The organism is Paenibacillus sp. FSL K6-3182 (genome assembly GCF_037976325.1).
In the GTDB taxonomy this organism is placed as follows: Bacteria; Bacillota; Bacilli; order Paenibacillales; family Paenibacillaceae; genus Pristimantibacillus.
The window spans coordinates 7,033,611-7,057,902 of the sequence record NZ_CP150265.1 but is presented as its reverse complement, the minus strand read 5'-3'; the positions used below and the strand labels follow the sequence as shown (position 1 = coordinate 7,057,902).

Genomic DNA, 24,292 nt, shown 5'->3' with positions numbered 1-24,292 from the left:
CAAAGCAGGGAGTAGATTACAGTTAGATGTACATAATTAAGAAAAAACGGAAAAAGAAAAAAACTTTTAAAGTTTTTTTTAGAACATCGCAACTTTTCATTGTCACGTGCGTTTAAATACATGACGTTGTAACAAACACATGATTTGATGCGCGAGACCTACTCATGCTGGAAACAAATTGGAATGAATTCTCAACTTCCTCTTTACGGTACGACCTGCCCATTGTATAATGTTAAAGTGGTGCCGTGACTCTAGCAATGTTCTCGCATTTTTTACAAGTTTCTACGACATGATTTTACAAATGGGTTTATCATGATTGTAGACATCATTTATATCAAATCTGTGCTCAACTCTGGAAAGGGGGTGAATCGGCTATGAGGGAAAAGAGCAATTCACTATTTAAACAAAACTCTCAACAACCGCACGTATTTAGAGGAGGAGAAATAAAGGTTATGAAGAAAAAAATAGCAGCATTTGTGCTAGCTACTGCGCTAGTACTACCATTATCCGTTCCAGCTTTTGCAGCAACACCATCTGATGTTGTTGGCAAACCGGTACAATCAGCAGTTGAAGAACTAACTGCACTAGGAATCATTTCAGGTTATGAAGATGGTACATTTAAACCAGAGAACTCAATTACTCGTGCAGAACTTGCGAAAGTAGTTGTTATCGCTACTGGTAACGAAAGCGCAGCGAAATTGATGAATGATGTTAAACCATCGTTCAAAGACGTTAAAGCTAATGCTTGGTACACTGGTTACATCAACGTAGCTTCTGCTAAAGGCTTTATCCAAGGCTTCAACGGTAACTACCGTCCTTCTGACAGCGTTAAGTTTGAAGAGGTAGTAGCTATTTTGGTACGTGCACTTGGTTACCAAGATAAGCACCTTTCAGGTTCATGGCCTTATAACGTAATACTTCAAGCTGATAACCTTAACATCTTTGATGGTCTTGAAATCGCGACTGGCACTAAAGCTAACCGCGGTATCGTTGCTGAATTGACATCCAACACTTTGGGTGCAACACTTGTTGGCTACGATGCAGACGGCAACCAACTTGATGTTGATACAAAAGGTAAAAAACTTGCAGCAAACGCAAACCTTGTTCCATTGATCAACAAACTTGGAACTACTGAAGATAAAGTTCTTACTGGTACTTCTTTGACTAGCAAAAAAGAAGTTAGCCTTAACGGTGCTAACGAAGTTACTGCTGACAACTTCTTTGTAACTGGCGGCAAAAAACTAGGTGAACTTCTTGGTCACTCAGTTAGCGTTCTTAAAAAGAACGGAAGCAACAAAATTCTTGCTATAACAGATGCACAAGCAGCTGGTAACATTATCACGACTACATCTGATGCAAACCCTGCTGGTACTACTGTAGCTAACGCTGTTTATTACAACGATGGTTCAGTAAAAAATTCAGCTCCAGGTGTTGTTACTTATGTAAACACTGATAAGCAAGTTTCCAACTACAGTCTTGCTAATGATAAAGAAGTAGTAATTCTTTTGAACAGCGATGACAAAGTTCAAGCTCTATTGGTTAACAACTGGGATTCGAACTTGGTATTTGAAGAAGTTACAGCTTACAAAGATTACAGCCGTGTAACAAGCAAGGAAAGTGGCGCTTCTTACAAAGTGAACAGCAACACTGCAATTTCCCTTGACGGCAAAACTGCTGCACTTGCTGATTTGAAAGCAAATGACGTAGTTAACGTAATCAAAAATGCTGATGGTGATGCTCTAAACGTAGTTGCGACTCGCAACACTGTTTCTGGCAAACTTGATTCCATTGGTAAGTCTGGTAATGACGTTACTTACACTGTAGGTGGCAAAACTTATGCTGTTGTTGCTAATGGCCTAGGTGGAACAATTGGAACTGAGTACACTTACCACTTGAACAAAGATGGTAAAATTGCTTACAGATCTTCTGTTTCTGGTGTAGATAACAGTCAATTCGCTGTAATTCTAAATGTTGAATTGGATAAATCCTTCATTAAAGATGGCGAAGTTTTGAATGGCTACAAAAAAGTAGTTTACTATTCGTTGAAAGATGCTAAGTCTGTAACTGAGTACACGAAAGATGATGATGTTACAGTAGCATTGAAAAATACTTTGGTTGAACTGAAGTATACTGATGGTCTTATCAACTTGCCTGCAGCTCATGGTGCTGTTTCCTTGGCTGCTGACCTAGTAGTTTCTGAAGTAACAGCTTCTAAATTGACAATTGACAATAATAGCTACGGTCTTAACAGCAACACAATTTACTTGAAAGCTTCAGTTAATAAATCAGATAGCACTAAAACAACAATCACTGTTGGAACTGCTGCTGATGTAACTAAAGGCGCTAAAGTTGCAGTTAAAACAGATGCTAGCGGCGCAGCTAAGTACGTAGTAGTTACTACAGCTGGCTCATCTGCTAATCTTCCAACCGTACAAGGTCTATTCGTTAAAGCAAGTGAAAATATTTCTGCAACTGGTTCTACTTACTCCGTAACACTAAATGTTAAGGGTGAAGAGAAAACTTTTGCACTAACCAATGAAACTGGCGTTGATGCTTATAACAAGGTTAAAGATTTGAAAAAATCTGATCTCGTTAAATTGACAGACAAACCAGATTCCGGTAACGCTCTTTATGAATATGCTGATGCTATTGCTGTAGCAACTGATGCTTCTTCTTTGACAGTTGACAACAGCACAAGAGTAATTGTTGCTGGAAATGCTACTTTTGTAGTATCTCCTGAAACACAAATCTTCTACAAAAAAGGTGATACAGTTTCCGTTGGTTCGTTCGCTGATCTTCGTGAAGCTGTTGATGGCAACAACTACAACACCAAGTATACAGTAGTTGTTCAAGGTAGTGGTCTTAAGTACAATGGCTACGACGAAGCTGGCGTTGTCGTTGTTAAAGTTAAGTAAATTTAACGACTAACACCAAATTAGAAAGCTGAGAGTAAACTCTCAGCTTTCTTTTTTTTGTACATAAGATTTATTGTTCATATACTGTTCATACAAAAGAGTTATAGTTATTTATATAGACTTGGTCCACAAAATAAACTTTTAACTATGCGAAACTTAATCGCTGGTGGATACGTCTAATATGTTAAATTCTAAGATATGGAGTGAAACATCAAACATGCTAATGAACGTTAGAAAACCTTCTTTCATTATCTCTCTATTAGTAGTGCTATCATTATTGCTAAGTACGGTTCCTATCTCGCGTGCTACTGCTGCAGCGGCGGTAAATAAAAAAATTAATTTATCAAGTGCTTCATATGTTCAACTTACAGATGCGAATCTTATTCCATCCTCAAAAGGAGCAACAGCAAGCTTTACTCTTACTGTGTATAACGGGGATAGCACTTCAATTAATTTAATTGATTATTGGGCTCGCTTAAAAACAAAAAGTGGTACTAATTATATATTGACGTTGCTTGATAAAGACAGCAAGAAGAAGGTAAGTCCTAAATCAACAATAAGTTTAACTTATTATAGTGAAGTACCTGCTAGTGTTACACTAGATAAGCTTATTCTTAATTTTATTAAATTCGATTTTTCTGTTTCAGGGTATGAGAAATTAATTGGGCAATTCACTTTTCCTGCTAATTATTCCAATGTAGTTAAAGCTGGAGGTTTTAAAGGGATTCAAATTAAAAATACAATTATTAATACACGAGTAGAACAAACAATTGTGAACAAAACTGCAGAAAATTATGCGGTTAACCTTACATATCTAGCACGTAATACAAGTAAGCTTGGAGTTGCTCTACCGGATTATGTATATTACTTAAAGACTTCAAAAGGCTTGTTTCAATTAAAGCTTAAAAATACAACGGATCAGAATAAACCATTAGAGCCTACTGTGTTAAATTCTATTCAGTTGTATGGTACTGTTCCAATCACAGTGCCTACAACAGGTTGGCAATTGATTATTTCACAAAAAATTGGCGCAGCTGAGACTGAACAAATTGAGTTACCTGTCGCATCTTTTGAAGTACCCGTAAAATTCAGTACGACAACATCTTCTAAAAAATCATTTACAGATGAAAATGGAAATTATGAGGTAGAGCTTCAATCCGTTCAACGATTCCCATGGAACAATGATGATAACGTGATTGCAAAGCTAATTGTAAAAAATAAGGAATCTGTATATTTGCCATTGCCTGATTTAAGCGGCACAATGGTCATTGATGATAAAATCAATATAGCTAGTCAGAATATAAAGAATACTGGTGATATCGGGCTTGCTCCTGGAGCCTCGACTACAATGACCTTTGTAGGAAAGCTACCATACGAATATGAATGGAAGAAATTCGAACTAGAACTCAACAAAAGTGTTAAAGAGGATAAGGTTCTTGTAGCAGAAGTAACAAAATCCGTTATCACACCAATTTATTCAGTTCAAGTTGGTAATGTTTATACACAAACTTCAACTGGTTCACAAATGAGTGTGAAAGTTACTGATGTGAAAACTTATTCGGGTGCTGCGAATGATATATACGCCGTATATATGGATGTGACTAATAATCAAACAAGAAGCAATCTTTTACCATACTTCACAGGATATTTTAAGTCTACAAGTGGTAATTATTATGAAGCGAAAGTTGTGAAATCATCTTCAGCTATTAACCCAACGAATAAGGATCAAATTATTGTCTATACGGAACTTCCGCCAAATGTGAATGGTGAAGGTCTTCAATTATTACTTGGAGAAGCTTTTGATGACACGGGATTGTTAAAAGTGTCGACAGCAACGCCAAAAGGCTATATTCGCGCAGTAACATTTGCATTGCCAGAAGAAAATAAAACAATTACAAGCTACGATAAATTGAAGGTTGGCCCTTACCAAATTGGTTTGAACTATTTTAATGTGTTTGCTTTTGAAGATTCGTTAGAAGTAGATTTAGGGGGAATTGTAAGTAGGGATTATAGCTACGATGGATTCAGCCAGTCTAAACTACTATTTGAATTGGAGTATGAGCCTACAAAAGATGTAATTTGGTCGCAAGTTGTAGATATCGGTGGTAAATCAGAAGGAAGTATTCAATGGAAAACCGGAGAAAATTACAATTCTATCAGTAAAGCTATGACTCGTAATCAATATTGGAGCACCTATACTTTAAATGTATACGAAACTTTCAACGGTAATAAGAAAAAGCTATTTGCCAAGGACGTACAATTCTCATCAACAACAAACTGGCTAGACGGTAATCATTAAACTTATAAAAAAACTGGTTTCTCCTACTTAAATCTAGTATCTTTATAGGAGATGAGAGATAGAGAGGAGACTTCCAAAAGTGAAGAAAAAGGTAATACGCGGTTTAGTTGCAGTTGTTTTAGTAGGAGCAGGTGTGTGGGTCGGCGTAAACTTTGCATCACCGCTTGAAGCGGAATCAAATGCGCTGACTCCGGGCTCTGTCGAAGACCCTGTTGTCACCAAAAGCTATGTGGATGAACAACTCGCCAAGCTAAGCGGAGGCACTCCTGGAGGCGGTACGACGACTCCTGTCGCGGACACCGCGCTAGAAGTTGTCACAGTGCCAGCTGGCAAGACGCTAATGGCTGGTCAAGGCACAGAGGTCATTGTACGTGTAGGCAAGGCAATTGCTTACAGCTCTGACGCAAGCGGTATAGCTGATCTAACTGGCGGTACGGATTTAACTAAAGGGAAAGCTGTACCAACCAACCATTTATTGCTTTTCCCACGTGAGGGCCGCGGCATATTGCCAGATCCTAATCAAAAGAATGGCTTGACGGTATTGGTTAAAGGGAAATACAGCTTGCAATAATATGGATGGATGTTCAACATTTTACCCGAAATGACAATAGATTATACGCTTTAAAGAAGATGAAAGGATGCACAATACAATTGTGTTCCTACATTCTTTGGAGGTGTCATTTATGAGTCGTTCGAATAAAGTAGTAGTACCAACAAGTAAAGCAGCACTAAATCAACTGAAATATGAAATAGCTGCAGAATTTGGTTTAACCTCAGGCGGCTATGCAAGCGAAGGAGCGGACACTGAGTTTGCTGACGAACTAGGGGCATCCTCTGGAGCCGGAGGCCACAGCGTACACTGGTCAGCATTATCAACGAGGCAAGCTGGTTCAGTGGGCGGAGAGATCACCAAAAGGCTGATAGCTCAAGCAGAATCAGTGCTTGGCGGTTATCAATAATTATTGGAAATTCCGGCGTCCATTGACACAAAGCGACATTTTCGGTATCATACTGTTTTAGAAGAGTTGTAAAACAACCTTTTCCTACGGGAAAAGGTTCATTTTTTGTGTAGAATGTCCGCACTTATTAATATTAAGGTTGTAGGAGGTTGATACGGATGTCGGTTAAAGGACGCCATTTGTTTACATCAGAATCAGTTACTGAAGGCCATCCGGATAAGATTTGTGATCAAATATCCGATGCTGTCTTAGATGCATTTCTAGAAGCAGATCCATACGCGCGTGTAGCTTGTGAGGTTTCTGTAGCAACAGGTCTTGTACTTGTTATTGGTGAAATTAGCAGCCGTGCTGATTTTATTGATATTTCTTCAATTGCACGCCGTACGATTAAAGAAATCGGTTATACACGTGCCAAATACGGCTTTGACTCCAGTACATGTGCAGTTTTGACTTCGCTCAATGAGCAGTCCGCTGACATTGCACAAGGCGTTAACGCTGCGCTTGAAACTCGTGATGGCAAAGATATGAAGCAAGAAAACGAAGATATCGGTGCAGGCGACCAAGGTCTAATGTTTGGTTTTGCTACAAACGAAACACCTGAGCTTATGCCACTTCCAATTGCGCTATCTCACCGTATCGCTCGCCGCTTATCTGAAGTACGTAAAAACGAGACGCTTGCTTACCTTCGTCCAGATGGTAAAACGCAAGTTACAATTGAATATGCAGATGGTAAACCTGTTCGCGTAGATACCATTGTCGTTTCTACACAACATGCGGAAGAAATCACGCTTGAGCAAATCCAACAAGATATTCTTGAGCATGTTATTAAGCCGGTTGTTCCAGTGGAATGGCTTGATGCTGATACAAAATACTTCATTAACCCAACTGGCCGCTTCGTAATTGGCGGACCTCAAGGTGATGCTGGTCTAACTGGCCGTAAAATTATCGTTGACACGTATGGCGGCTACGCTCGTCATGGCGGCGGCGCATTCTCAGGTAAGGATCCTACAAAAGTTGACCGTTCAGCAGCTTATGCTGCCCGTTATGTAGCTAAGAACATCGTAGCTGCAGGACTTGCAGACAAATGCGAAATCCAACTGGCTTACGCAATTGGTGTTGCTCAACCGGTATCAATTAACGTAGATACGTATGGAACAGGCAAAATTGGTGAAGATAAACTTGTTGATATCATCACTAGCAACTTTGACCTTCGTCCTGCAGGCATTATCAAAATGCTTGATCTACGTCGCCCAATTTACAGACAAACAGCTGCTTATGGTCACTTCGGCCGTACAGACGTTGATCTTCCTTGGGAACGCGTTGACAAAGCGGAGAAGCTTAAAGCAGACGCTGGCGTTCAAAGCGGAGTTTAAGATTCGATATACAATATAAGAGCCTTTATAGGCTAAAAAAGCTGTCCACAAAGTAGTATGACTACTTCATGGACGGCTTTTTTGTTATTCAATCGGTACAAAAAAGTAGTTTAACCTAAATTTTTCATGCTTAGAAACCGACAAATAAAGTACGAGTGTAATTTTTTGAGGAGTGAATTGAAATGAATCGAACGAGCAAGCTATCTTCGTTTATCGCTGTTATGCTGTTGCTCCAATTAAGCTTAGCAGGATGGTCATCGGCTCCGCAGCAAGTGGCAGCGGCGGCTTCTGGTCCTGTCGTACTTAGTCTGAGCCCAGCCGACGATCTAATTAATGTATCGATCTCCGCTGATTTAAAGATGACCTTTGATGAAAATGTAAGCAAAGGCTCAAGTTCAACGTCTATTTATATTTATGATTATGCAACAAGCAACTTGGTAGAGAGTATACCTCTATCGTCTAATCGAATTACTATTGATTCATCGCAGCGTGTCGTGACAATAGATCCGTCTAATAATTTTGCTTTAAACACGAATTATTACATATTGGTAGATGCCGGTGCTTTTGTTAATCAATCCAATGGTGTTGGTTATGCCGGTATAAAAAGTGCTAGCAGCTGGAATTTTCGTACCGTTGCTGAAGTTGATGTAACCAGGCCTTCTCATACGGGCTTGTCGCCAACTGTCGCTCCGATTGCTGTGACTACACCGATTACCATTTCATTTAATGAGCCTGTTTATGTTGCAAGTGGCAACATACAAATTAGCTCGGTTGAGGACAGCCGTACTATTGCTGTTACATCCAACGCGGTAAGAGGCAGCGGGACGAACCTAATCGTCATTCAACCTCCTGCAGCGCTACAGCCTAATACAGCATACACCGTTACAATTCCAGATACTGCATTTCAAGATGCGGCGGGGAATCTATATTACGGAACATCATGGGTTTTTACAACGGACGCAGCACCGGTAAACGTAGCTGCACCATTTGTTCCGGCTGATAATGCTACCTCCGTACCAGTAAACTCAGAGCTGTTCATTACTTTCGATAAAGCTATACAGGCACGTGCGGACAAATATATTGAAATACGCAGAGTTAGCAATAATACTACTTTTGAGCGTTTTAGTGCTCTTTCATCGAGAATTACAGTAACCAAAAATCAAGTAAAGATAACTCCAAGCTCTAACTTTGAGCCGAATACAGCTTATTATGTTTTAATTGATGCTGGAGCCTTCACCCAGACAGACCCAAATGGGTCTCAATGGTATCATGGTATTGCTGGAGCATCCGTTTGGAATTTTAGTACAGACCCGGGCTATGAAACCACTCCGCCTCTTGCAACAGAATTGCTGCCGGTTGCGAATGGATCTATCACCAGCTTAAATTCTGTACTCAAAATTAATTTTAATGAACCGGTCTTTCCAAGCAGCGGAGTTATTGAGATTAGAGAAGCTGCAACAGGATCGTTGTTTCGTTCCATTCCTATTACTTCGGAACGCGTGACTGGCGGCGGTACCTATCAGATAACGATAGACCCTAATAAAGCGATAAACGGAGAGTCTGAGAAAGCTTTCGTAAACAATACGAAATACTATATAACGATTGGCAATCGCGCTATTCGTGATGCAGCAGGAAATCATTTTGCAGGAATATCCTCGTCGACGTATTGGTCTTTTACGGTTTCTCAAGATACGGTAAGACCAACACTAACCTTATTGAATCCTGTTAACAATGCCGTTTCAGTTGGTTTAAAGCAAGATATTACTGCAACTTTTAGTGAACCAATTATGAAAGGTGCTACAGGTACGATTACGTTTAATCCTGTAGGAAATAGTGCACTTAAAGCTATTCCTGCAAACTATTATGTTCATGGTAATAATAATAGCCTATTAGTCATTACGCCTTCGGAAGCATTAACTGCGAATACAGTTTATTATGTAACGATTGATGCAAGTGCAGTAACCGATTTAGCAGGCAACAGTTTTGCTGGAATATTGAATGAATATCAATGGACGTTTCGCACTTTCGGATCGGATACGACTGCTCCAGTATTAAACAAGCTTGAGTGGAGCGGATCAACGATTACGATGACCTATAACGAAGAATTGAATGTGTATGCGGTACCTTCGGCGGGGAGCTTTTATGTGACTGTAAGTGGCGCTCCTCGGTCTGTGATAAGCGTACAAGTTCGAGGGGAAGCTGTTTATCTTACTCTATCGAGCCCGATTGTTGCTGGCCAGTTAGTAAAACTATCGTACACGAAAGCGGCAATAGGACTCATTCAAGATACTTCGGGGAATGAAGCGATAAGCATATCCAATCAGGATGTATCCGGTGCGAAGGATATCAAAGCACCAACTATCGTTAGCGGAAACGCATCTGGCAGCGCGATCACCTTGTCCTTTGACAAAGACTTAATGTCAGTAAACAGCTACGCTTATTTACAATTTACTGTTAGTGTGGGTGGCGTTAACTACAGTACGACATCAATCTCAAGCAAGGCTAACACTATTTTGCTTACGATAAATGGCTCGATTCAGAATTATCAAAACGTTGTAGTGTCTTACGCTCAGGGCACTTATCCAGTAAGGGATACAGCTGGTAACTATTTGGCTGGATTTAATAATTATAGTTTGTATAGCACGCCTGATACAGCAACACCTACATTGCAATATGTAAGCTACAGCACTAATTATGTGACCTTAAAATATAATAAAAGCTTGAATCCACAAAGTGTACCTTCCGCAGGGCAGTTTAGTGTCCTAGTGGATGGAGTCGCACGACCTGTAATTCAGGTCTACATTTCAGGAGACTCCGTTATACTAACGCTATCGACATCAGTAACATCTGGGCAAGTCGTATCTGTTTCTTATGTGCCTTCTGTTTCACTAATAACTGATTTAGCGGGCAATGCTGCATCTTCTTTTAACAATATCACTTCAGGAGGAAGCAGTGGTGGAGGACAAAACGTCAATATTAACGGAGTGATTGCAAAAGGCTCAACGTTAACTATTAATTTCGGAGAAACGTTAAACAGCAGTTATCTGCCTTCTACTGCTTCGTTTCTCGTAAAAGCGAATAATTCTTTAAGGATGGTTTCAAGAGTAGACATTAGCGGAGGTTCGGTTATCTTAACGCTAGCTTCACCTATATTAATGGGCGAAGCGGTTACTGTAACCTATTACTCTACTACTACTGGACTTCGTACCAATAACGGATCTACAATAAATAGCTTTACAAATATAAATGCAGCCAATCAGACGACTATTCTCGACGGGTTGTCAGGTGATTTTGAAGCTGCAGATGGCGGTGGTATCGGATTAAAACTCTCGGCAGCCACAACGTTGTATGATACATCTCCTGCAGGCGTACAAGCTAACCGATATACGGTTTCATACGACAGAGTACTTGCAGCATACCAAGCAGCTCGAACAGCAGGTTTATCTGTTCCTCGTGTAGCATTTAAGGTGCCATCAACTGAACGTGCAGGTATTGTAGCTGTTCCAATAAGCTCTCTTGATGCAGCTTATCGTTTAAATGCAAATTCGATATTTGCTGTTCAATATGGTGATGCTACTTATGAGCTGAAATTAGATGCATCTGATTTTCTAAAAATCAATACATTGTTAGGCGGCAGTATCGCGGAAGGCCAATTGCTTATTCGAATTGATCAAGGTTTATCTTCATTAACGAATGCACTCAGTTCTAAAATTAACAGTACTAATACGAGTTTGTTATCCGGACCATATCATTTCGATGTCACAACAGTGAGTGGCTCCCTGCAGAAGCCGTACAATGAATTGAATAGTTATGTTTCTCGTACGATTCAAACCCCTCAGTCTGTTGACGCTAGTAAAACTGCCGTAGTATGGTTCGATCCAACAACAGGAGGGCTCTCCTATGTTCCGACCGAGCTTACGACAAGCGGCGGGAAGACGACAGCAACTTTTAAAAGAAAAGGAAACAGCGCTTATGCGCTTGTTAGCAATTCATCCAGCTTCTCCGATCTATCGAAGCATTGGGCAGCTTCTGCTATCCATATCATGTCGCGCAAATTCATCGTGGAAGGGCGCTCGGCAACGAAGTTTGAACCAGAGAAGGCTATTACACGAGGTGAGTTTGCGACCTATATCGCCAAAGGGCTTGGCCTCAGCAGCGACAGGAGTGCAGCGGCTAAGTTCAAGGATGTAAATGCGAACACAGCGATGGGGGCGTATATTGGAGCCGCCTCAGCGGCTGGTGTCGTCGCTGGCAATACGGATGGCACCTTCAAGCCAAACAATCCGATTACACGTCAGGAAATGGCCGTTATGATGATTAGAGCGGCGAAGGTGGCTGGTCTAACGGTGCAGCTGCCAGAATCGGCCGCAACTTATCTCAAGAAGTATACGGATCGAGGCAAGGTTGGCGCTTGGGCGCAGACAGATATGGCGAAATCAGTGTACATTGGTGTGATTAGCGGTAAAACAGCAACAACATTAAGCCCGCAAACCAATGCAACTCGCGCAGAAGGAACGGTTATGCTTCTTCGTTTGCTGCAGAAGGTGAAATTTCTTTCGTCATAATAAATGAACCAAAGCAGAGCAGCTCGCCCAAACGGCGAGCTGCTTTTTTTATGTCATTCATTTCCACGATGTACATAGCTGATATCTATCACCCTATAGAAAGCGATAGCAGTCTTCTATCATGCGTAACTTTTCTACTACTCTTGTAGTCTATAACTAATAGATTAATGGATGGGAGAGTTGTAAATCTAATGAGTAAGTTTCAAAAAATCATAGATCGGCAGTCAGAAGGCTTAGGAAAACGGGTTATAATCGTCGTATTAGGTGGAGCACTGCTAGTACAGCCTTTAGCTTCAATCTTGCCTAGCAGCTGGCAGACGGCAGTCATTCAATCAGCAGAGGCTGCTGCTGACCCTACGCTTAAGCTATCACAACAATCATTTATCACAGCAGGTGCTAAGCGCCTTGACTACGTATTCCAAACGACGCGCGGCAGCTCAAAGGTGCAAACCGATGTGCATGTCATTGAAATCGATCTTACAAATCCCTACGTATCCATAAATGCGATGAGTGGAAAAAATAATAGCATAGGTCAATTAAATACAATACTTAATATGACAAAAGAAAACGGAGCCGTAGCTGGCATTAATGCAGACGTATTCGTAATGGGTAATGAGGGTGCCCCGCTTGGAGGGCAAATCGCAAGCGGCATGTTTATGTCTAGTCCTGCAAAGCTGAAGGGGATGTACGCATTCTCGGTTTCTAAAGACCGCAAACCGATGATTGACAACTATAGCTTCAATGGCCAAGTAACGGCAGCAGATGGCTCTACCTTCCCGCTGGAAGGGCTTAACCAATCTGCTTATATTCCGGAGACAACGGGCTCAAATTATAGCCATGTCAATATGATGTATATCTATACAAGTGCTTGGGGCGGCACAGAACGCCCGAAAAACTCAGGCTCCACGCCTACCGAAGTATTAGTTCGCAATGGCGTAATTGAGGAGATTTCAATCGATAAAGCAATCGCAGGTCAAGCACCTGCTGATGGATACATACTCCGGTCGCATGGCCTTGCTGCTAATTATGTGAAGGAGCATTTACAGGTTGGGCAAACGATCAATGCGGATTATGCGCTCGTTTCGCAAACGACAGGAGCGAAGGTTGATCCGAACTCATTTGAAATGATGGCAGGCGGTCATACGCTATTAGTCAATGCGGGCGCAGTAGCTCCATTCTCACGTGATATTACAGGAGTAAGCGGCTCTTCCTATACATCTCGTTCAGCGGTTGGCTATTCACAGGATGGCACTAAAGTATATCTGATCACGAGTGAGCGCAGCGGCGGGAATACGGGTGTAAACTTGAAGGAGCTTCAGCAAATTATGCTGCAGCTGGGCGTATATAAAGGCGTCAATCTGGATGGCGGCGGTTCTACAACGATGATCGAGCGTCCACTGGGAACAAATGATTTGAAGCTGTCGCATCCTACGCAATACGGCACCACCCAAAGAAGTGTTGCAAACGGCATAGGCGTATTCACAACTGCTCCAGCAGGTTCGCTGAAAGGCATTTCTGTGAGCGGCGCTAATGTTATGTTTATCGGTCAAAAATCGTCGTATTCATTAAAAGGCTATGACACGTACTATAACCCGTTTGAAGTAGACAATTCATCTGCCGTATGGAGTACCGAGAAAGCCATTGGCACGTTCAAAGGCAATGAATTCACTGCCACAAAGGCGGGTAAAACGAATCTCACTGTGAAATCAGGAGCGATCTCTACCAAACAAGAAATTGAAGTGATTGGACAGGACCAAATTGCATCGCTCTCCATTGATACGAGTGCCGGTGTGCTGGCAAAGGGAGCAACGATTTCTGTTCCGCTTACTGTAAAGCTGAAAAACGGAAATTCATATAAGCTTAGCGCCGACTCCGTGAAGTGGGAGTTTGTTGGATTTACCGCGTCTAGAAGTGGCGACAACCTAACTGTTCAGTCGGTTAACGCAGGTACAAGCACCGGGTATGCCATTGCTCGTTATGATGGTTTTCCGACAATGATTCCATTCACACAAGGGGAAGCAGTGAGCACCTTTGAGGATTTTGAAAAATCGACCTACCCCATTACATCACAAGTCACGCCTGCGACAACCACAGGAAGCGTAAGCTTAGTATCCGATTTCCAAGGACAAGCTTCTTCGAAAGCATTAAAGCTGGATTATGATTTCACAAACGGTACCGGAACTAAGGCATCGTATGTAGTATTTAATACAAACGGTCGTGCGATTGAGGGTTCACCTACTTCCATGACGGTTGATCTTTATGGCGATAACAGCCTGAACTGGGTGCGCGCAGAGTTCCTTGATGCGGATGGCAAAGCACATCTTGTCGATCTTGCAAAACAGCTTGATTGGAGCGGCTGGAAGAATGTGAAGATGAATTTATCCTCTGTCGGGATGAAATTCCCTGTTAAACTAAAAAGAATTTACGTTGTGACGATCGCCGAAGGGCAGGATGAGCGTTCTGCAACAGGTTCTATTGGACTAGATAATATGAAGCTTCAATATCCGCCTTCCGTAACGGTTGATTCACAAACTAAGGTCGTAATGACTGTAGGCAAATCAGCTGCGACGGTTAATGGAAAAGCAATTACACTTGATTCAGCACCCATCGTTTTGAATGGAACGACATTTGTACCTGTCCGGTTCGTATCCGATGCTATGGGAGCGAAGCTGTTATTTGACGGAAAAACGGGACAAGTCACCGTTCTTCGCGGCAATAAGCTGATGGAAATGACACTTGGCAAAAAGGATCTAATTTTAAATGGCGCACTGCAATCGTCAGATATTACGCCTATCGTTCGTAATAATCGGACGCTCATTCCGGTCCGTTTATTTTCAGAGAAACTAGGCCTAAAGGTCGGGTATGACGGGAAAGCGAAAAAGATTACCATCGATTAACGATGGACGAAATATATCCAATCTGTGGTATGATAGAGTAGATTAACCTTTAATATAGAAAGGTTGCCGATCTACAGTGGACCACCTTACAGTCGATATAAATCGAGTCATTAAAAACGCAATCGAAGTGATGGAAGACAGCAAATACCAGATTTATGAAATATGTGAATCCGCGCGTACGGAGCTAGAATCACTCGAGCAGGAGCTTGAAATTGTCCTTCAAGAAACGGTGAAGACAATTGACAAGGTTGATCAGCTGGAGCAAGACTATCGCCGTGCGCGTATAAGGCTGACAGAAGTGAGCCGAGATTTCGTACGCTACAAGGAAGATGACATTAAGTCTGCTTATGAAAAGGCTACACAAATCCAGCTGGATTTGATGGTGTACCGCGAGAAGGAATCCTACTTAAAAGCACGTCGAGACGATCTGCAAAAACGTGTTCGAAATGTAGAAAATTCAATCGAGCGTGCTGAAACGATTGCTTCGCAAATAAATGTCGTACTTGAATATTTATCGGGTGATCTTAATCAGGTTACTCGTATTCTTGAGTCTGCCAAAACCAGGCAGCTGCTGGGATTGAAAATTATTTTGGCGCAAGAGGAAGAGCGTAAACGGATCGCTCGAGAAATCCATGATGGTCCAGCGCAATCACTCGCAAATATCGTTCTTCGAACAGAAATTGCAGAACGTATGCTAATCAAGCAGGAATTTGTGATGGTGCAGGAAGAATTAGTAGATTTAAAAGGACAAGTGCGCTCCGGCCTTGAGGAAATTCGCAAAATTATATTTAATTTGCGCCCGATGGCGTTGGATGATTTGGGGCTTGTGCCGACTCTTCGAAAATTCACTCAGGATTTTGAAGAGAAAACAAAAATACATACCATATTCGAGCTTATAGGTAAAGAAGCTCGGATGCCCTCTGCAATGGAAGCGGCGATATACCGCTTAGTTCAGGAAGCTTTTACCAATGCGCTAAAACATGCGAGCGCTTCACATGTAATGCTCGAGATTAACTATCAGCCACAGCATATTTCACTCGTAATTCAAGACAACGGCGTTGGATTTAACAGCGATTTAATCGAGCAGGATGCTACTCGAAACGCACATTTTGGATTGGTAGGGATGAGAGAACGCATTGAGCTAATAGAGGGAAGGATGGATATAGACTCAAATCCCGGTAGAGGGACGAAAATTATAATAGATATACCTACTACTGCCGAATCTAGAAAGGAGTAAGATGATGATGATCCAAAGAGCTGCAAGCAATATGAATACAATCAAAATTTTACTTGCGGATGACCACCAGCTGTTTCGTGAAGGACTTAAGCGGATTCTAAATATGGAAGACGATCTTGAAGTTATCGGCGAGTGTGGTGACGGCATTCAAGTTTTGGAGTTTTGCAATCATACCATTCCTGAGATTGTCCTGATGGATATTAATATGCCTATAGAGAACGGTGTCGTGACGACTGAACGATTAAAAAGTATGTTTCCTGATGTTAAGGTTATCATTTTATCTATCCACGACGATGAGAGCTATGTATTCGAAACCCTTCGTAAAGGGGCTACAGGTTACCTTCTGAAGGATATGGAGGCAGAATCGCTAATTAACGCCATTCGTTCCGTTGTCCAAGGTCATGCCTATATTCATCCTAAAGTGACAGGCAAGCTCATTAACCAGCTTCGCCGTATGACGTATTTGGATGAGATGGGAATTGTCTCAGGTGCTGCAGCTGCTCAGGAACCGGGAGTTAAGTTCGTTGCTGGCGATGAGAGCCCATTAACACGCCGTGAGGCAGAGGTTTTAAGGCTTATGGCAGAGGGCAAGAGCAATAAGCTCATTGGAGAGTTTTTATTCATTAGCGAAAAGACGGTTAAAAACCATGTGAGCAGTATTTTGCAAAAGATGGAAGTTGATGACCGTACGCAAGCTGTTATCCAATCGATCAAATATGGATGGGTTACCCTGTAGTAGCCTTTTTGATCATTACTTACATATCGAACAAAACCCCGTATCGTTTGATGCGGGGTTTTTTGTTTGCATATAAAGTTGCCTTGCAATAGTTGTGTAAAAGAAAAACACTCCTAAGCTGTATAAAACCAGCCTAAGAGTGCGTGGTGAAACATACAATCTTAACTATTTTCTTTGTTTTTGTCTGCGAAGAGAAATGAATCCCGCTGAAAGGGCAAATGCCCCGATGAGATAATAAGGAACCGGACTGCTTTCGCCTGTTTTTGGCAAAGTAGCAAGCGGGACTTGATCTTCATCTACAGCAACAACAGGATCGATTGGCGGCTCGCCTTCCCCACCTTCATTAACTCCTCCAACAGGTGGATCTTCATCATCAATTTCGACGATTGGTGTTGCTTCAGGTGACGATGTAGGTGTTGTCGTTACCGTAGTTGTAGCAGTAGGTGTGCTGCTAGGCGTGATAGCAGGTGTCGAGTTAGGTGTGATCACAGGTGTGGAAATTGGTGTAGTGGTAGGTGTATTCTCAGGTGTAGGAGTTGGTGTAGCTGTAGGCGTGCTCTCAGGTGTAGGAGTTGGTGTAGCTGTAGGCGTGCTCTCAGGTGTAGAAGTTGGTGTAACTGTAGGCGTAGTCTCCGGTGTAGAAGTTGGAGTAGCAGTAGGTGTCGATGATGGTGTTGGAGTAGGCGTAAAGCAGGTTTCGCCTGCGTTCACAAGTGAAAGCTCTTTCTCCTTGCCCCAATGGATCTTCAGCGTATTAGGTACAGCTTGTGGATCAGTTGGGTTGACGAGCTCCGTATTTGTTGAAAAGCTTACGGAACCTTTTCCAGGAATTACACCGTTTCCTGTTTGAGTGGAATTTGGAATTTCCCATGAATAAGAAACCTCAATGTTACTCTCATTGGTTACTTTCCAAGCTCTTGTTTTATTCGGGTCGGCGGAGCAGGCCGTTTCAAGTTTGAGCTTAGCCGTATTGATAACTGCTTTTCGCACAGAGTTATCTGTGGTTACTACGATCTGCTGGGTAGCCACTAAATCGGTGGTAAAGCCATCTAAGGTTAATTCTTTTAATGTGTAGGTGCCGATAGGCAATTCGTTGAATTGCAAAATACCGTCACTATTGGTAACGCCGCTTTTGAATAATTTACCGTCTTTCCAAAGCTCGAAGGTAATGCCGACATGAGGAGCCCCTTCGACATTATTTAAAAATTTGTTGATGATGATATTGCCCGTACAGCTGTTCGAAAGCTTTAGATTCCATGCTAAAATTTTGTCACCGTGAGCGCCGGGACCCAATGTCTTAATTAAATCTCCGCTATAGATATCTAATTGATAAGGCAAGCATCTTGGAATGTTAATCGTAACGGAGTAAGTACCTGCTTTTGGATATATAATAGACTGTCCCTCAAAAAATGTTTGCTTGTTGTATGGAATGGTTGTATCGCCGGGTCCAGGTGCCCAGTCAGCAGGGCCTTCATAGCCGGAGAAGCTGACTCTAACACAATCTTTTAGCGTCTGGAACGTAGCGGTAGCTGTTCCGTTATTATTGACTACGATATTGGAATGCGTGGCAATGACATCCTTGCGATCCGATGAATACTGTGGACAGCTATTCTCATCTCCGAGTGCCGCAGCATTCGTACTTTGATTGCTATCACCTTCCGCCATGGCAAGGGAACTAAGCGACAACGAAAAAATTAATAACAGAGCCAGGGCTAAACTGATTTTTTTCCTAAAATAACGCATCTTTCACTCTCCTCTTAGATACGTAGTGGGGTTCCAAGAGGGCCGGTTACACTACTAGCTCCATATAATCCAAGTGTCCAATTGTAGATTATACTTCATCGCTTCCCTAGTTATTTTGATTGTGAAAATCCACTCTCCCTTTCTATATGCGTGCACCAGTTAGATATGCATGCTTTCATATTAAAATGATAACATGTATTGGAAATTGCTCAAGGGTGTTTCTTTGTCAGAAAATGACTAATAATCAGCATAAAGCAGGATATATTTTTGGCATAACACACATTTTGTCACCTTGTCCCTTGATTGCGGAACCAGTGGGCTCTTCATGGCATATAGTGTCACAAAGAGGAGGTGGCCGCCATGTTTGAACTTCTACTTCTTGTTATTGGCTGTTATGCTTTGGCTGCATTGTCGGTGCATCTGGCGTATCGAATTTGGCGAGGGCGCCAGCAATCCAGCAAGCATTATGTGCTCGTTGCTGATGTCCAGCAAAACAATATGGAATGGTATGTACGTTCACTGTTTTCTTTCTCTCGGCGAATGGGGAAAAACGTTCGTTTGACCATCGTAGATCAAGGAGTTACAGAGGAGACACTGGCTATTGTTGAACGATTAGCTAGAAGGGGCGATGAGGTCAGGATTCACTCTAATGGATCTAATCCGTTGTCTGGAAGCGAAGACGGTAAGCGCTCTCAAACAGAGGGTGTGGATGGAACTCAGCTGCTATGGCTGCTCCAGGCAGAAGGAGTTGTGTCGCTTTCCGATCATGCGGTGCTAATTGATTTGCAAAATCCGACAGATTTGTCGAAAATGCCATTTTAGTATATACTCTACGGTAATGAAATAGTCGGAGTGAAGCACACTCAATAACGCAAATGCGTTGTTGGGTGTGCTTTTTTTTTGTTTACCGTGCTTGCCAACACCATTCTCCTTTTGTCAGGGAAGGGAGAGGCCGTAGTTAACTTAACAGATGAATAATGAAGTCAGTTCTATAAAGTGTCGAGGGAGCGAATAGAGATGAAGGCACAATTGTATGTTGTGAAAGTGAAAGGCTGCTGGCAGGCTCGACTGACTATCAAGGCAATGGTGGATAAATACTTCTGGATGCATGGAGCGTTTGGTGAAGCAGGATTCTTGAACAACGAGATCGCAGAGGAGGGATGGCTGCTAAAAGAAGAAGTGCCGCTCGGGGATGCGTGCGTTGCAGTGGAGCTTTGGAATGCGGCTATAAAACATGGCAGTGGCGGCAGAAACGGTGCGAGTAAAAGCTTGAATGAAGGAGGACGAAATGCTGATCATGAGGCGATTGAGCTGTTGGCCGCATGTGCGGAGGAAGCAAGAGCTGATGAGGCAGGTGAAGATGAAGCAACTGGCGGGTTGAATAGTAGTAATCAGAAATCTAGCGAGCTGGAGAGAAATTATCGGAAATACAGTGGTGGAGTAGAGCAAGCAGTTCATAATGGCAAGATTAGTTTGGGGGGGCGTTGGCGCTTTTTGGGTAGTCGAGGGAAGCGGAAAGGAGCGTTGGCGATAGAGAGGCTTTTTGGTTTAGTGGAGAGGTGGGAGAAGGTAAGGGGCGCTGTGGTTGGGGAAATCGGAGGAGCAGCGCTTGCGAATAATGGTGAAAAGCGTAGCAGCGCTAAGCGTGTGGGTGGCGAGGAAGCGCGAGTTTATAGCGCTGGAGAGCTGGGAGCGATCGCGGCAGGAGCGAAGCTTGCCGCGGGTATGCTGCAGGGACGTGCGCTTTTGCGAAGCGAGGCGCACGCCCTGTTGTCTAGCGCAAGCTGTCCCGGTGCCGCGTCAAGCTGGAGAGAATTGCTCCAGCTTGCTTCGCTGCTCGGGCAGGTGCGCCTGAGCGGATCAATCGCCGCCGTGGGTGGCGGGCGATTGGACGCTTTGGGGCGCCGAAGGCGGGAGCGCAGCTGTTTGCGCTGCGGGAGCGGCGAGGCGCAAATGCACCGCACGGCATGTGCAGCGTGCGGGAGGCACTGCGCCTACTGCATGGCGTGCATTGGGATGGGGCGAAGCCGGGAATGTGAGCTGCTTATTACGGGGCAGCGCGCGGGGTTGAACTGGGCAGAGACGACGGTTCGCGGCTCTGGTAAGGGGTTGAGGCCGCTGACGTATGAACAGCGGCTTGATAAATGGGGGCTTAGCCCTGCGCAGACAGCTGCAGCAGCCAAGGCGCTGCAGTTTGTGGAAGAGCCGCCGATAGATGCGGCATTGTCAAAGCGGGACAAGCAGCGCCAGATGAGAGAGTTTCTTCTTTGGGCTGTAACAGGAGCGGGCAAAACGGAGATGATTTTTCCGCTTGTGGAGTCTGTCCTGCTGCGCGGCGGAAAGGCACTTATTGCCACACCGCGCCGTGACGTGGTGATCGAGCTTGACCCGCGTATTCGGAAAGCTTTTCCTAAAGCTTCAGTCGTAACATTATACGGCGGTAGTGAGCAGCGCTGGGAAAGTGGAGATATTACACTTGCGACAACGCATCAGCTGATGCGGTTTTATCAAGGCTTTGATCTCGTTGTAGTTGATGAACTAGATGCGTTTCCTTTTGCGGGCGATCCACTGCTGCATTTTGCAGCAGACAAAAGTTGTGCGCCAGGTGCTGCTCGCTTGCTGCTGTCCGCTACGCCGCCTAGTGAGCTGCAAAGAGCAGCAAAACGAGGGAAGCTGCCTCATGCAAGAGTACCTGTTCGTTATCATCGTCATCCTCTTCCAGTGCCCAAGCTTCTACAAACGCCTACAGTAAAGCAGATGCTCCAGCACCGCAAGCTGCCGTCAAAGCTCTTAGCAGCCATGCGGTCATCCCTTGATCGAGACGCTCAGCTGTTTGTATTCGTGCAGCAAATTGCTCAAACCGAGCCTATGGCGGCTTTATTGCGTGCTGCTCTTTCACATGCTGCTGTTGGGGCAACCTCTTCACAGGATGAAGAACGAACAGAGAAGGTTCAGCATTTTCGCTCGCGGGATATAAGAGTACTAGTCACAACTACCATTTTAGAGAGAGGCGTAACGATTCCTAAAAGCGATGTCTATATTCTCGACGCAGATGGAAGGTTATTTGACGAGGCTTCACTGGTTCAAATGGCTGGAAGAGCAGGCCGCTCTGCGGATGATCCATTCGGTCGTGTGTACTTTTGCAGCCATGATCGCAATCGACCACAGCTGCAGGCGGTACGCCATATTCAAACGATGAACCGCATGGCTCGCAAGCAAGGTTACTTGCTCCCCACTCCCAAAGGAGGCTCGCCAAAATGAACGTCTCGCCAAGAGCATGGCTGCAGCGTCTGCAATCCGCTTTCACCACATCCGCGCAGCTGCTCGCTCCAACGTCTGCCGCATGTCTCCTATGCGGCAAACCACAAAGCGAGGCTCGCAGCGCGAGCAGCTACAACCACGCGAAGCTGACGACCCAGCTTCGTAAATCCCTTTGCGGAGCGTGCCTCTCCGCAATACCATGGCTGACCCACATCGCCTGTCGTAGATGCGGGCGCGGCATCCCATGCGAAGACTGCATACGTCGTCCGCATGGCGCATTCATATGCAACCGCAGCGCGGTTCATTATAATCAAGCCATGCGAGCCATGCTCGCCTTGTACAAATATAGGGGCAATGAGCAGCTTGCTCCTTTGCTCGGGGATATGCTTCTGCCTCCATTCGAGGCGATGACCATGGAAATCATTCAACAGTTTATCGTGGCAAGCAGCAGCAGTCGTAAACCAAAAATATCAATAGCAGACTGCTGGGACGCTGTTACCTACGTTCCTGTAAGTGAAGAACGAGCAGCTGATCGGGGGTTCAACCAAGCGGAGCAGCTCGCCAGCCATATCGCGAGGCGTTTTCAGCTGCCGCTTATGGAATTGCTCATTCGTTCGCGACATTCAGAGAAGCAGAGCTTCAAAACGCGCTCCGAAAGAATGCGCGATACACAATCTCTTTTTGAAGTGAATACGAACAATTTGAGCTTATTAGCCTCTGAATCCCATAGCAAAAAGCATCTAAACGATAGAGCTATTCGTATACTTTTAATCGATGATATCTACACAACTGGAAGCACGGCAGAAGCCTGCTCTAAGGCTCTGCACCGTTATGTGGAGCTTCCGCTCGATATCTATATTTTGACATGGGCTCGTTCATAATCCAGCTAGGCTGATAGATCTAATAATTAGATTCATAGTGAAAAAGTTAGTGCTATCGATTAGAATGTAACTAATAGCTAGTATGGTTTTACAAAAAAAGGAGGGCTCAGAGCGATGAACCTAGATAATTGTCCTCGCTGCGGTAAGCTTTTTGCAAAAAACTTTAGAGACGTGTGCCCGGCATGCATGCGAGAAATTGATAAAGAATATGAGCTTTGTGCAAACTATTTGCGTGAATTTAGAGGCTCAATTATTACTGAGGTATCTGATGCTACGGGTGTTTCGATTAAACAAATTACGAAGTTCATACGCGAGGGACGCATCTCCATTATGAATGCACCTAATATGTCATACCCCTGTGAATCTTGCGGAACTCTAATTCGTGATAATCAACTTTGCGACAATTGTCGCAATCGAATTGAGAAGGACAAGAAGCAGATGTTCCAAGACATATCGCGAAAAGAAGATTTAAAAAGTGCTTACAAGCAAACGGGTGTTTATAAAGGCTTAGAGAGATACAATGATAAATGATTTAAGTTAATATTTTGAAGACTATAAAATTTCACTTGACTGAAGCCGATAATACTTGTAAAGGTAATCGGCTTTTTTAGTTCCTGTAAATAATGAGGTGGGTAAACAATGAAAATAAATGAGACGAATCGTATCGGAGCACTTAATCCATACCAGAAGCATTCGGAGTCCAGAGTAGGCGGGACAGACAAGGCTAAGCAGAAGGACGAAGTCCAAATCTCTGCTGCAGCTAAGGAATTGCTATCGACAAGCAAAGCAAGCGGAGCGGACAGAACAGAACATATTGAGCAGCTGAAGCGTTCGGTAGCAACAGGCAACTATCATGTGGAAGCTGGCAAGATAGCCGAGAAGCTGCTTCCCTTCCTGAAGGAGTAATCCTCTAAATGAATGAGTACATCCAGCAAATCATCGTGATTTTGCAAGAGCTTTTAGACGAGCACCTGCAGCTTATTGAATACGGCAACGCGAAGACGTCGGCTATTACTGTGAACCAAGTAGAGACGCTCTCGTATATTTCCAGCAAAGAGAAGAAGAGTCTTCAGCGGATCATGGATCTGGAGCAGCAGCGTATCTTTTTGATAGGGAAATATATGCTTGATCAGAAGCTGACTGCCCATCGTTCGTTCAAAATGGAGAAGCTCATACAAGCTGTATACCAAGCGAATGAGAAGCAGCAGCTTCAGGCGATATGGAATGAGCTGTCGGCAGCACTTAAGAAACTTCAAGATATTAACGAATTCAATCAACAGCTCGTAAGGATGACTCTGGAGCATTTGCATTTTACGCAAGATTTGCTGCTTGGTCCGACTGAGGAAGAAGCGACCTATCATCGTGCTGTTCAAGGCATGGCCTTAAATCGTAATGGCCGCTTTAATATGAAAACGTAACAAGAGAG

The 24,292-nt window shown here is 43.5% G+C and carries 16 protein-coding genes and 1 riboswitch; of the genes, 15 read left to right on the top strand and 1 reads right to left on the bottom strand.

Annotated features, from left to right (window positions below; all coding sequences use genetic code 11):
* Positions 1–374 precede the first annotated feature (374 nt).
* From MHH56_RS30855 to MHH56_RS30815, 9 genes are all read left to right on the top strand, one after another.
* Positions 375–2,915 (top strand): S-layer homology domain-containing protein, encoded by a 2,541-nt coding sequence (locus tag MHH56_RS30855; protein ID WP_339205376.1) that lies wholly within the window; start codon positions 375–377, stop codon positions 2,913–2,915.
* A gap of 223 nt (positions 2,916–3,138) precedes the next feature.
* Positions 3,139–5,214 (top strand): hypothetical protein, encoded by a 2,076-nt coding sequence (locus tag MHH56_RS30850; RefSeq protein ID WP_339205375.1) that lies wholly within the window; start codon positions 3,139–3,141, stop codon positions 5,212–5,214.
* A 79-nt stretch (positions 5,215–5,293) separates the two neighbouring features.
* Positions 5,294–5,785 carry a hypothetical protein gene (locus MHH56_RS30845; protein ID WP_339205374.1) on the top strand — a complete coding sequence of 164 codons (492 nt, stop codon included), beginning with the start codon at positions 5,294–5,296 and terminating at the stop codon, positions 5,783–5,785.
* 112 nt (positions 5,786–5,897) lie between these two features.
* On the top strand, positions 5,898–6,173 hold the full coding sequence (locus MHH56_RS30840; protein WP_339205373.1) for an alpha/beta-type small acid-soluble spore protein: 276 nt from the start codon (positions 5,898–5,900) through the stop codon (positions 6,171–6,173).
* 158 nt (positions 6,174–6,331) lie between these two features.
* Positions 6,332–7,546 (top strand): methionine adenosyltransferase, encoded by a 1,215-nt coding sequence (gene metK, locus MHH56_RS30835; protein WP_076266208.1) that lies wholly within the window; start codon positions 6,332–6,334, stop codon positions 7,544–7,546.
* A 182-nt stretch (positions 7,547–7,728) separates the two neighbouring features.
* A complete protein-coding gene (locus tag MHH56_RS30830; RefSeq protein WP_339205372.1) occupies positions 7,729–12,111 on the top strand; it encodes an Ig-like domain-containing protein in 4,383 nt (1,460 codons plus the stop codon).
* A 191-nt stretch (positions 12,112–12,302) separates the two neighbouring features.
* On the top strand, positions 12,303–15,008 hold the full coding sequence (locus MHH56_RS30825) for a stalk domain-containing protein (protein ID WP_339205371.1): 2,706 nt from the start codon (positions 12,303–12,305) through the stop codon (positions 15,006–15,008).
* Positions 15,009–15,084: 76 nt separating this feature from the next.
* Positions 15,085–16,245: a sensor histidine kinase gene (locus tag MHH56_RS30820; RefSeq protein WP_339205370.1), complete on the top strand. Its 1,161-nt coding sequence runs from the start codon at positions 15,085–15,087 to the stop codon at positions 16,243–16,245.
* A 31-nt stretch (positions 16,246–16,276) separates the two neighbouring features.
* On the top strand, positions 16,277–16,981 hold the full coding sequence (locus MHH56_RS30815) for a response regulator transcription factor (protein ID WP_339205369.1): 705 nt from the start codon (positions 16,277–16,279) through the stop codon (positions 16,979–16,981).
* A gap of 165 nt (positions 16,982–17,146) precedes the next feature.
* Here the strand turns inward: MHH56_RS30815 and MHH56_RS30810 are convergent, their stop codons facing one another.
* Positions 17,147–18,667, bottom strand: a complete 1,521-nt coding sequence (locus MHH56_RS30810; RefSeq protein WP_339205368.1) for a SpaA isopeptide-forming pilin-related protein — start codon at positions 18,665–18,667, stop codon at positions 17,147–17,149.
* Between the two features lie 90 nt (positions 18,668–18,757).
* A riboswitch (cyclic di-GMP riboswitch) is annotated at positions 18,758–18,839 on the bottom strand.
* A 245-nt stretch (positions 18,840–19,084) separates the two neighbouring features.
* On the opposite strand from MHH56_RS30810, the gene MHH56_RS30805 reads away from it, so the two are divergent.
* From MHH56_RS30805 to MHH56_RS30780, 6 genes are all read left to right on the top strand, one after another.
* Positions 19,085–19,546 carry a hypothetical protein gene (locus MHH56_RS30805; protein ID WP_339205367.1) on the top strand — a complete coding sequence of 154 codons (462 nt, stop codon included), beginning with the start codon at positions 19,085–19,087 and terminating at the stop codon, positions 19,544–19,546.
* Positions 19,547–19,741: 195 nt separating this feature from the next.
* Positions 19,742–21,985 carry a helicase-related protein gene (locus MHH56_RS30800; RefSeq protein ID WP_339205366.1) on the top strand — a complete coding sequence of 748 codons (2,244 nt, stop codon included), beginning with the start codon at positions 19,742–19,744 and terminating at the stop codon, positions 21,983–21,985.
* Positions 21,982–22,866: a ComF family protein gene (locus tag MHH56_RS30795; protein WP_339205365.1), complete on the top strand. Its 885-nt coding sequence runs from the start codon at positions 21,982–21,984 to the stop codon at positions 22,864–22,866. Before MHH56_RS30800 ends, MHH56_RS30795 begins: the two co-directional genes overlap by 4 nt.
* 114 nt (positions 22,867–22,980) lie before the next feature.
* Positions 22,981–23,397 carry a TIGR03826 family flagellar region protein gene (locus MHH56_RS30790; RefSeq protein WP_339205364.1) on the top strand — a complete coding sequence of 139 codons (417 nt, stop codon included), beginning with the start codon at positions 22,981–22,983 and terminating at the stop codon, positions 23,395–23,397.
* A gap of 108 nt (positions 23,398–23,505) precedes the next feature.
* Positions 23,506–23,772 carry a flagellar biosynthesis anti-sigma factor FlgM gene (gene flgM, locus MHH56_RS30785; protein WP_339205363.1) on the top strand — a complete coding sequence of 89 codons (267 nt, stop codon included), beginning with the start codon at positions 23,506–23,508 and terminating at the stop codon, positions 23,770–23,772.
* Between the two features lie 8 nt (positions 23,773–23,780).
* Positions 23,781–24,284 (top strand): flagellar protein FlgN, encoded by a 504-nt coding sequence (locus MHH56_RS30780; RefSeq protein ID WP_076266198.1) that lies wholly within the window; start codon positions 23,781–23,783, stop codon positions 24,282–24,284.
* The last annotated feature ends 8 nt before the right edge of the window (positions 24,285–24,292 follow it).

Coding starts and splice junctions, on each gene's coding strand:
- MHH56_RS30830 (WP_339205372.1), top strand. CDS start 7,729: ATGAATCGAACGAGCAAGCTATCTTCGTTTATCGCTGTTATGCTGTTG.
- MHH56_RS30790 (WP_339205364.1), top strand. CDS start 22,981: ATGAACCTAGATAATTGTCCTCGCTGCGGTAAGCTTTTTGCAAAAAAC.
- MHH56_RS30840 (WP_339205373.1), top strand. CDS start 5,898: ATGAGTCGTTCGAATAAAGTAGTAGTACCAACAAGTAAAGCAGCACTA.
- MHH56_RS30800 (WP_339205366.1), top strand. CDS start 19,742: ATGAAGGCACAATTGTATGTTGTGAAAGTGAAAGGCTGCTGGCAGGCT.
- MHH56_RS30855 (WP_339205376.1), top strand. CDS start 375: ATGAGGGAAAAGAGCAATTCACTATTTAAACAAAACTCTCAACAACCG.
- MHH56_RS30780 (WP_076266198.1), top strand. CDS start 23,781: ATGAATGAGTACATCCAGCAAATCATCGTGATTTTGCAAGAGCTTTTA.
- MHH56_RS30815 (WP_339205369.1), top strand. CDS start 16,277: ATGAATACAATCAAAATTTTACTTGCGGATGACCACCAGCTGTTTCGT.
- MHH56_RS30795 (WP_339205365.1), top strand. CDS start 21,982: ATGAACGTCTCGCCAAGAGCATGGCTGCAGCGTCTGCAATCCGCTTTC.
- MHH56_RS30805 (WP_339205367.1), top strand. CDS start 19,085: ATGTTTGAACTTCTACTTCTTGTTATTGGCTGTTATGCTTTGGCTGCA.
- MHH56_RS30825 (WP_339205371.1), top strand. CDS start 12,303: ATGAGTAAGTTTCAAAAAATCATAGATCGGCAGTCAGAAGGCTTAGGA.
- MHH56_RS30850 (WP_339205375.1), top strand. CDS start 3,139: ATGAACGTTAGAAAACCTTCTTTCATTATCTCTCTATTAGTAGTGCTA.
- flgM (WP_339205363.1), top strand. CDS start 23,506: ATGAAAATAAATGAGACGAATCGTATCGGAGCACTTAATCCATACCAG.
- metK (WP_076266208.1), top strand. CDS start 6,332: ATGTCGGTTAAAGGACGCCATTTGTTTACATCAGAATCAGTTACTGAA.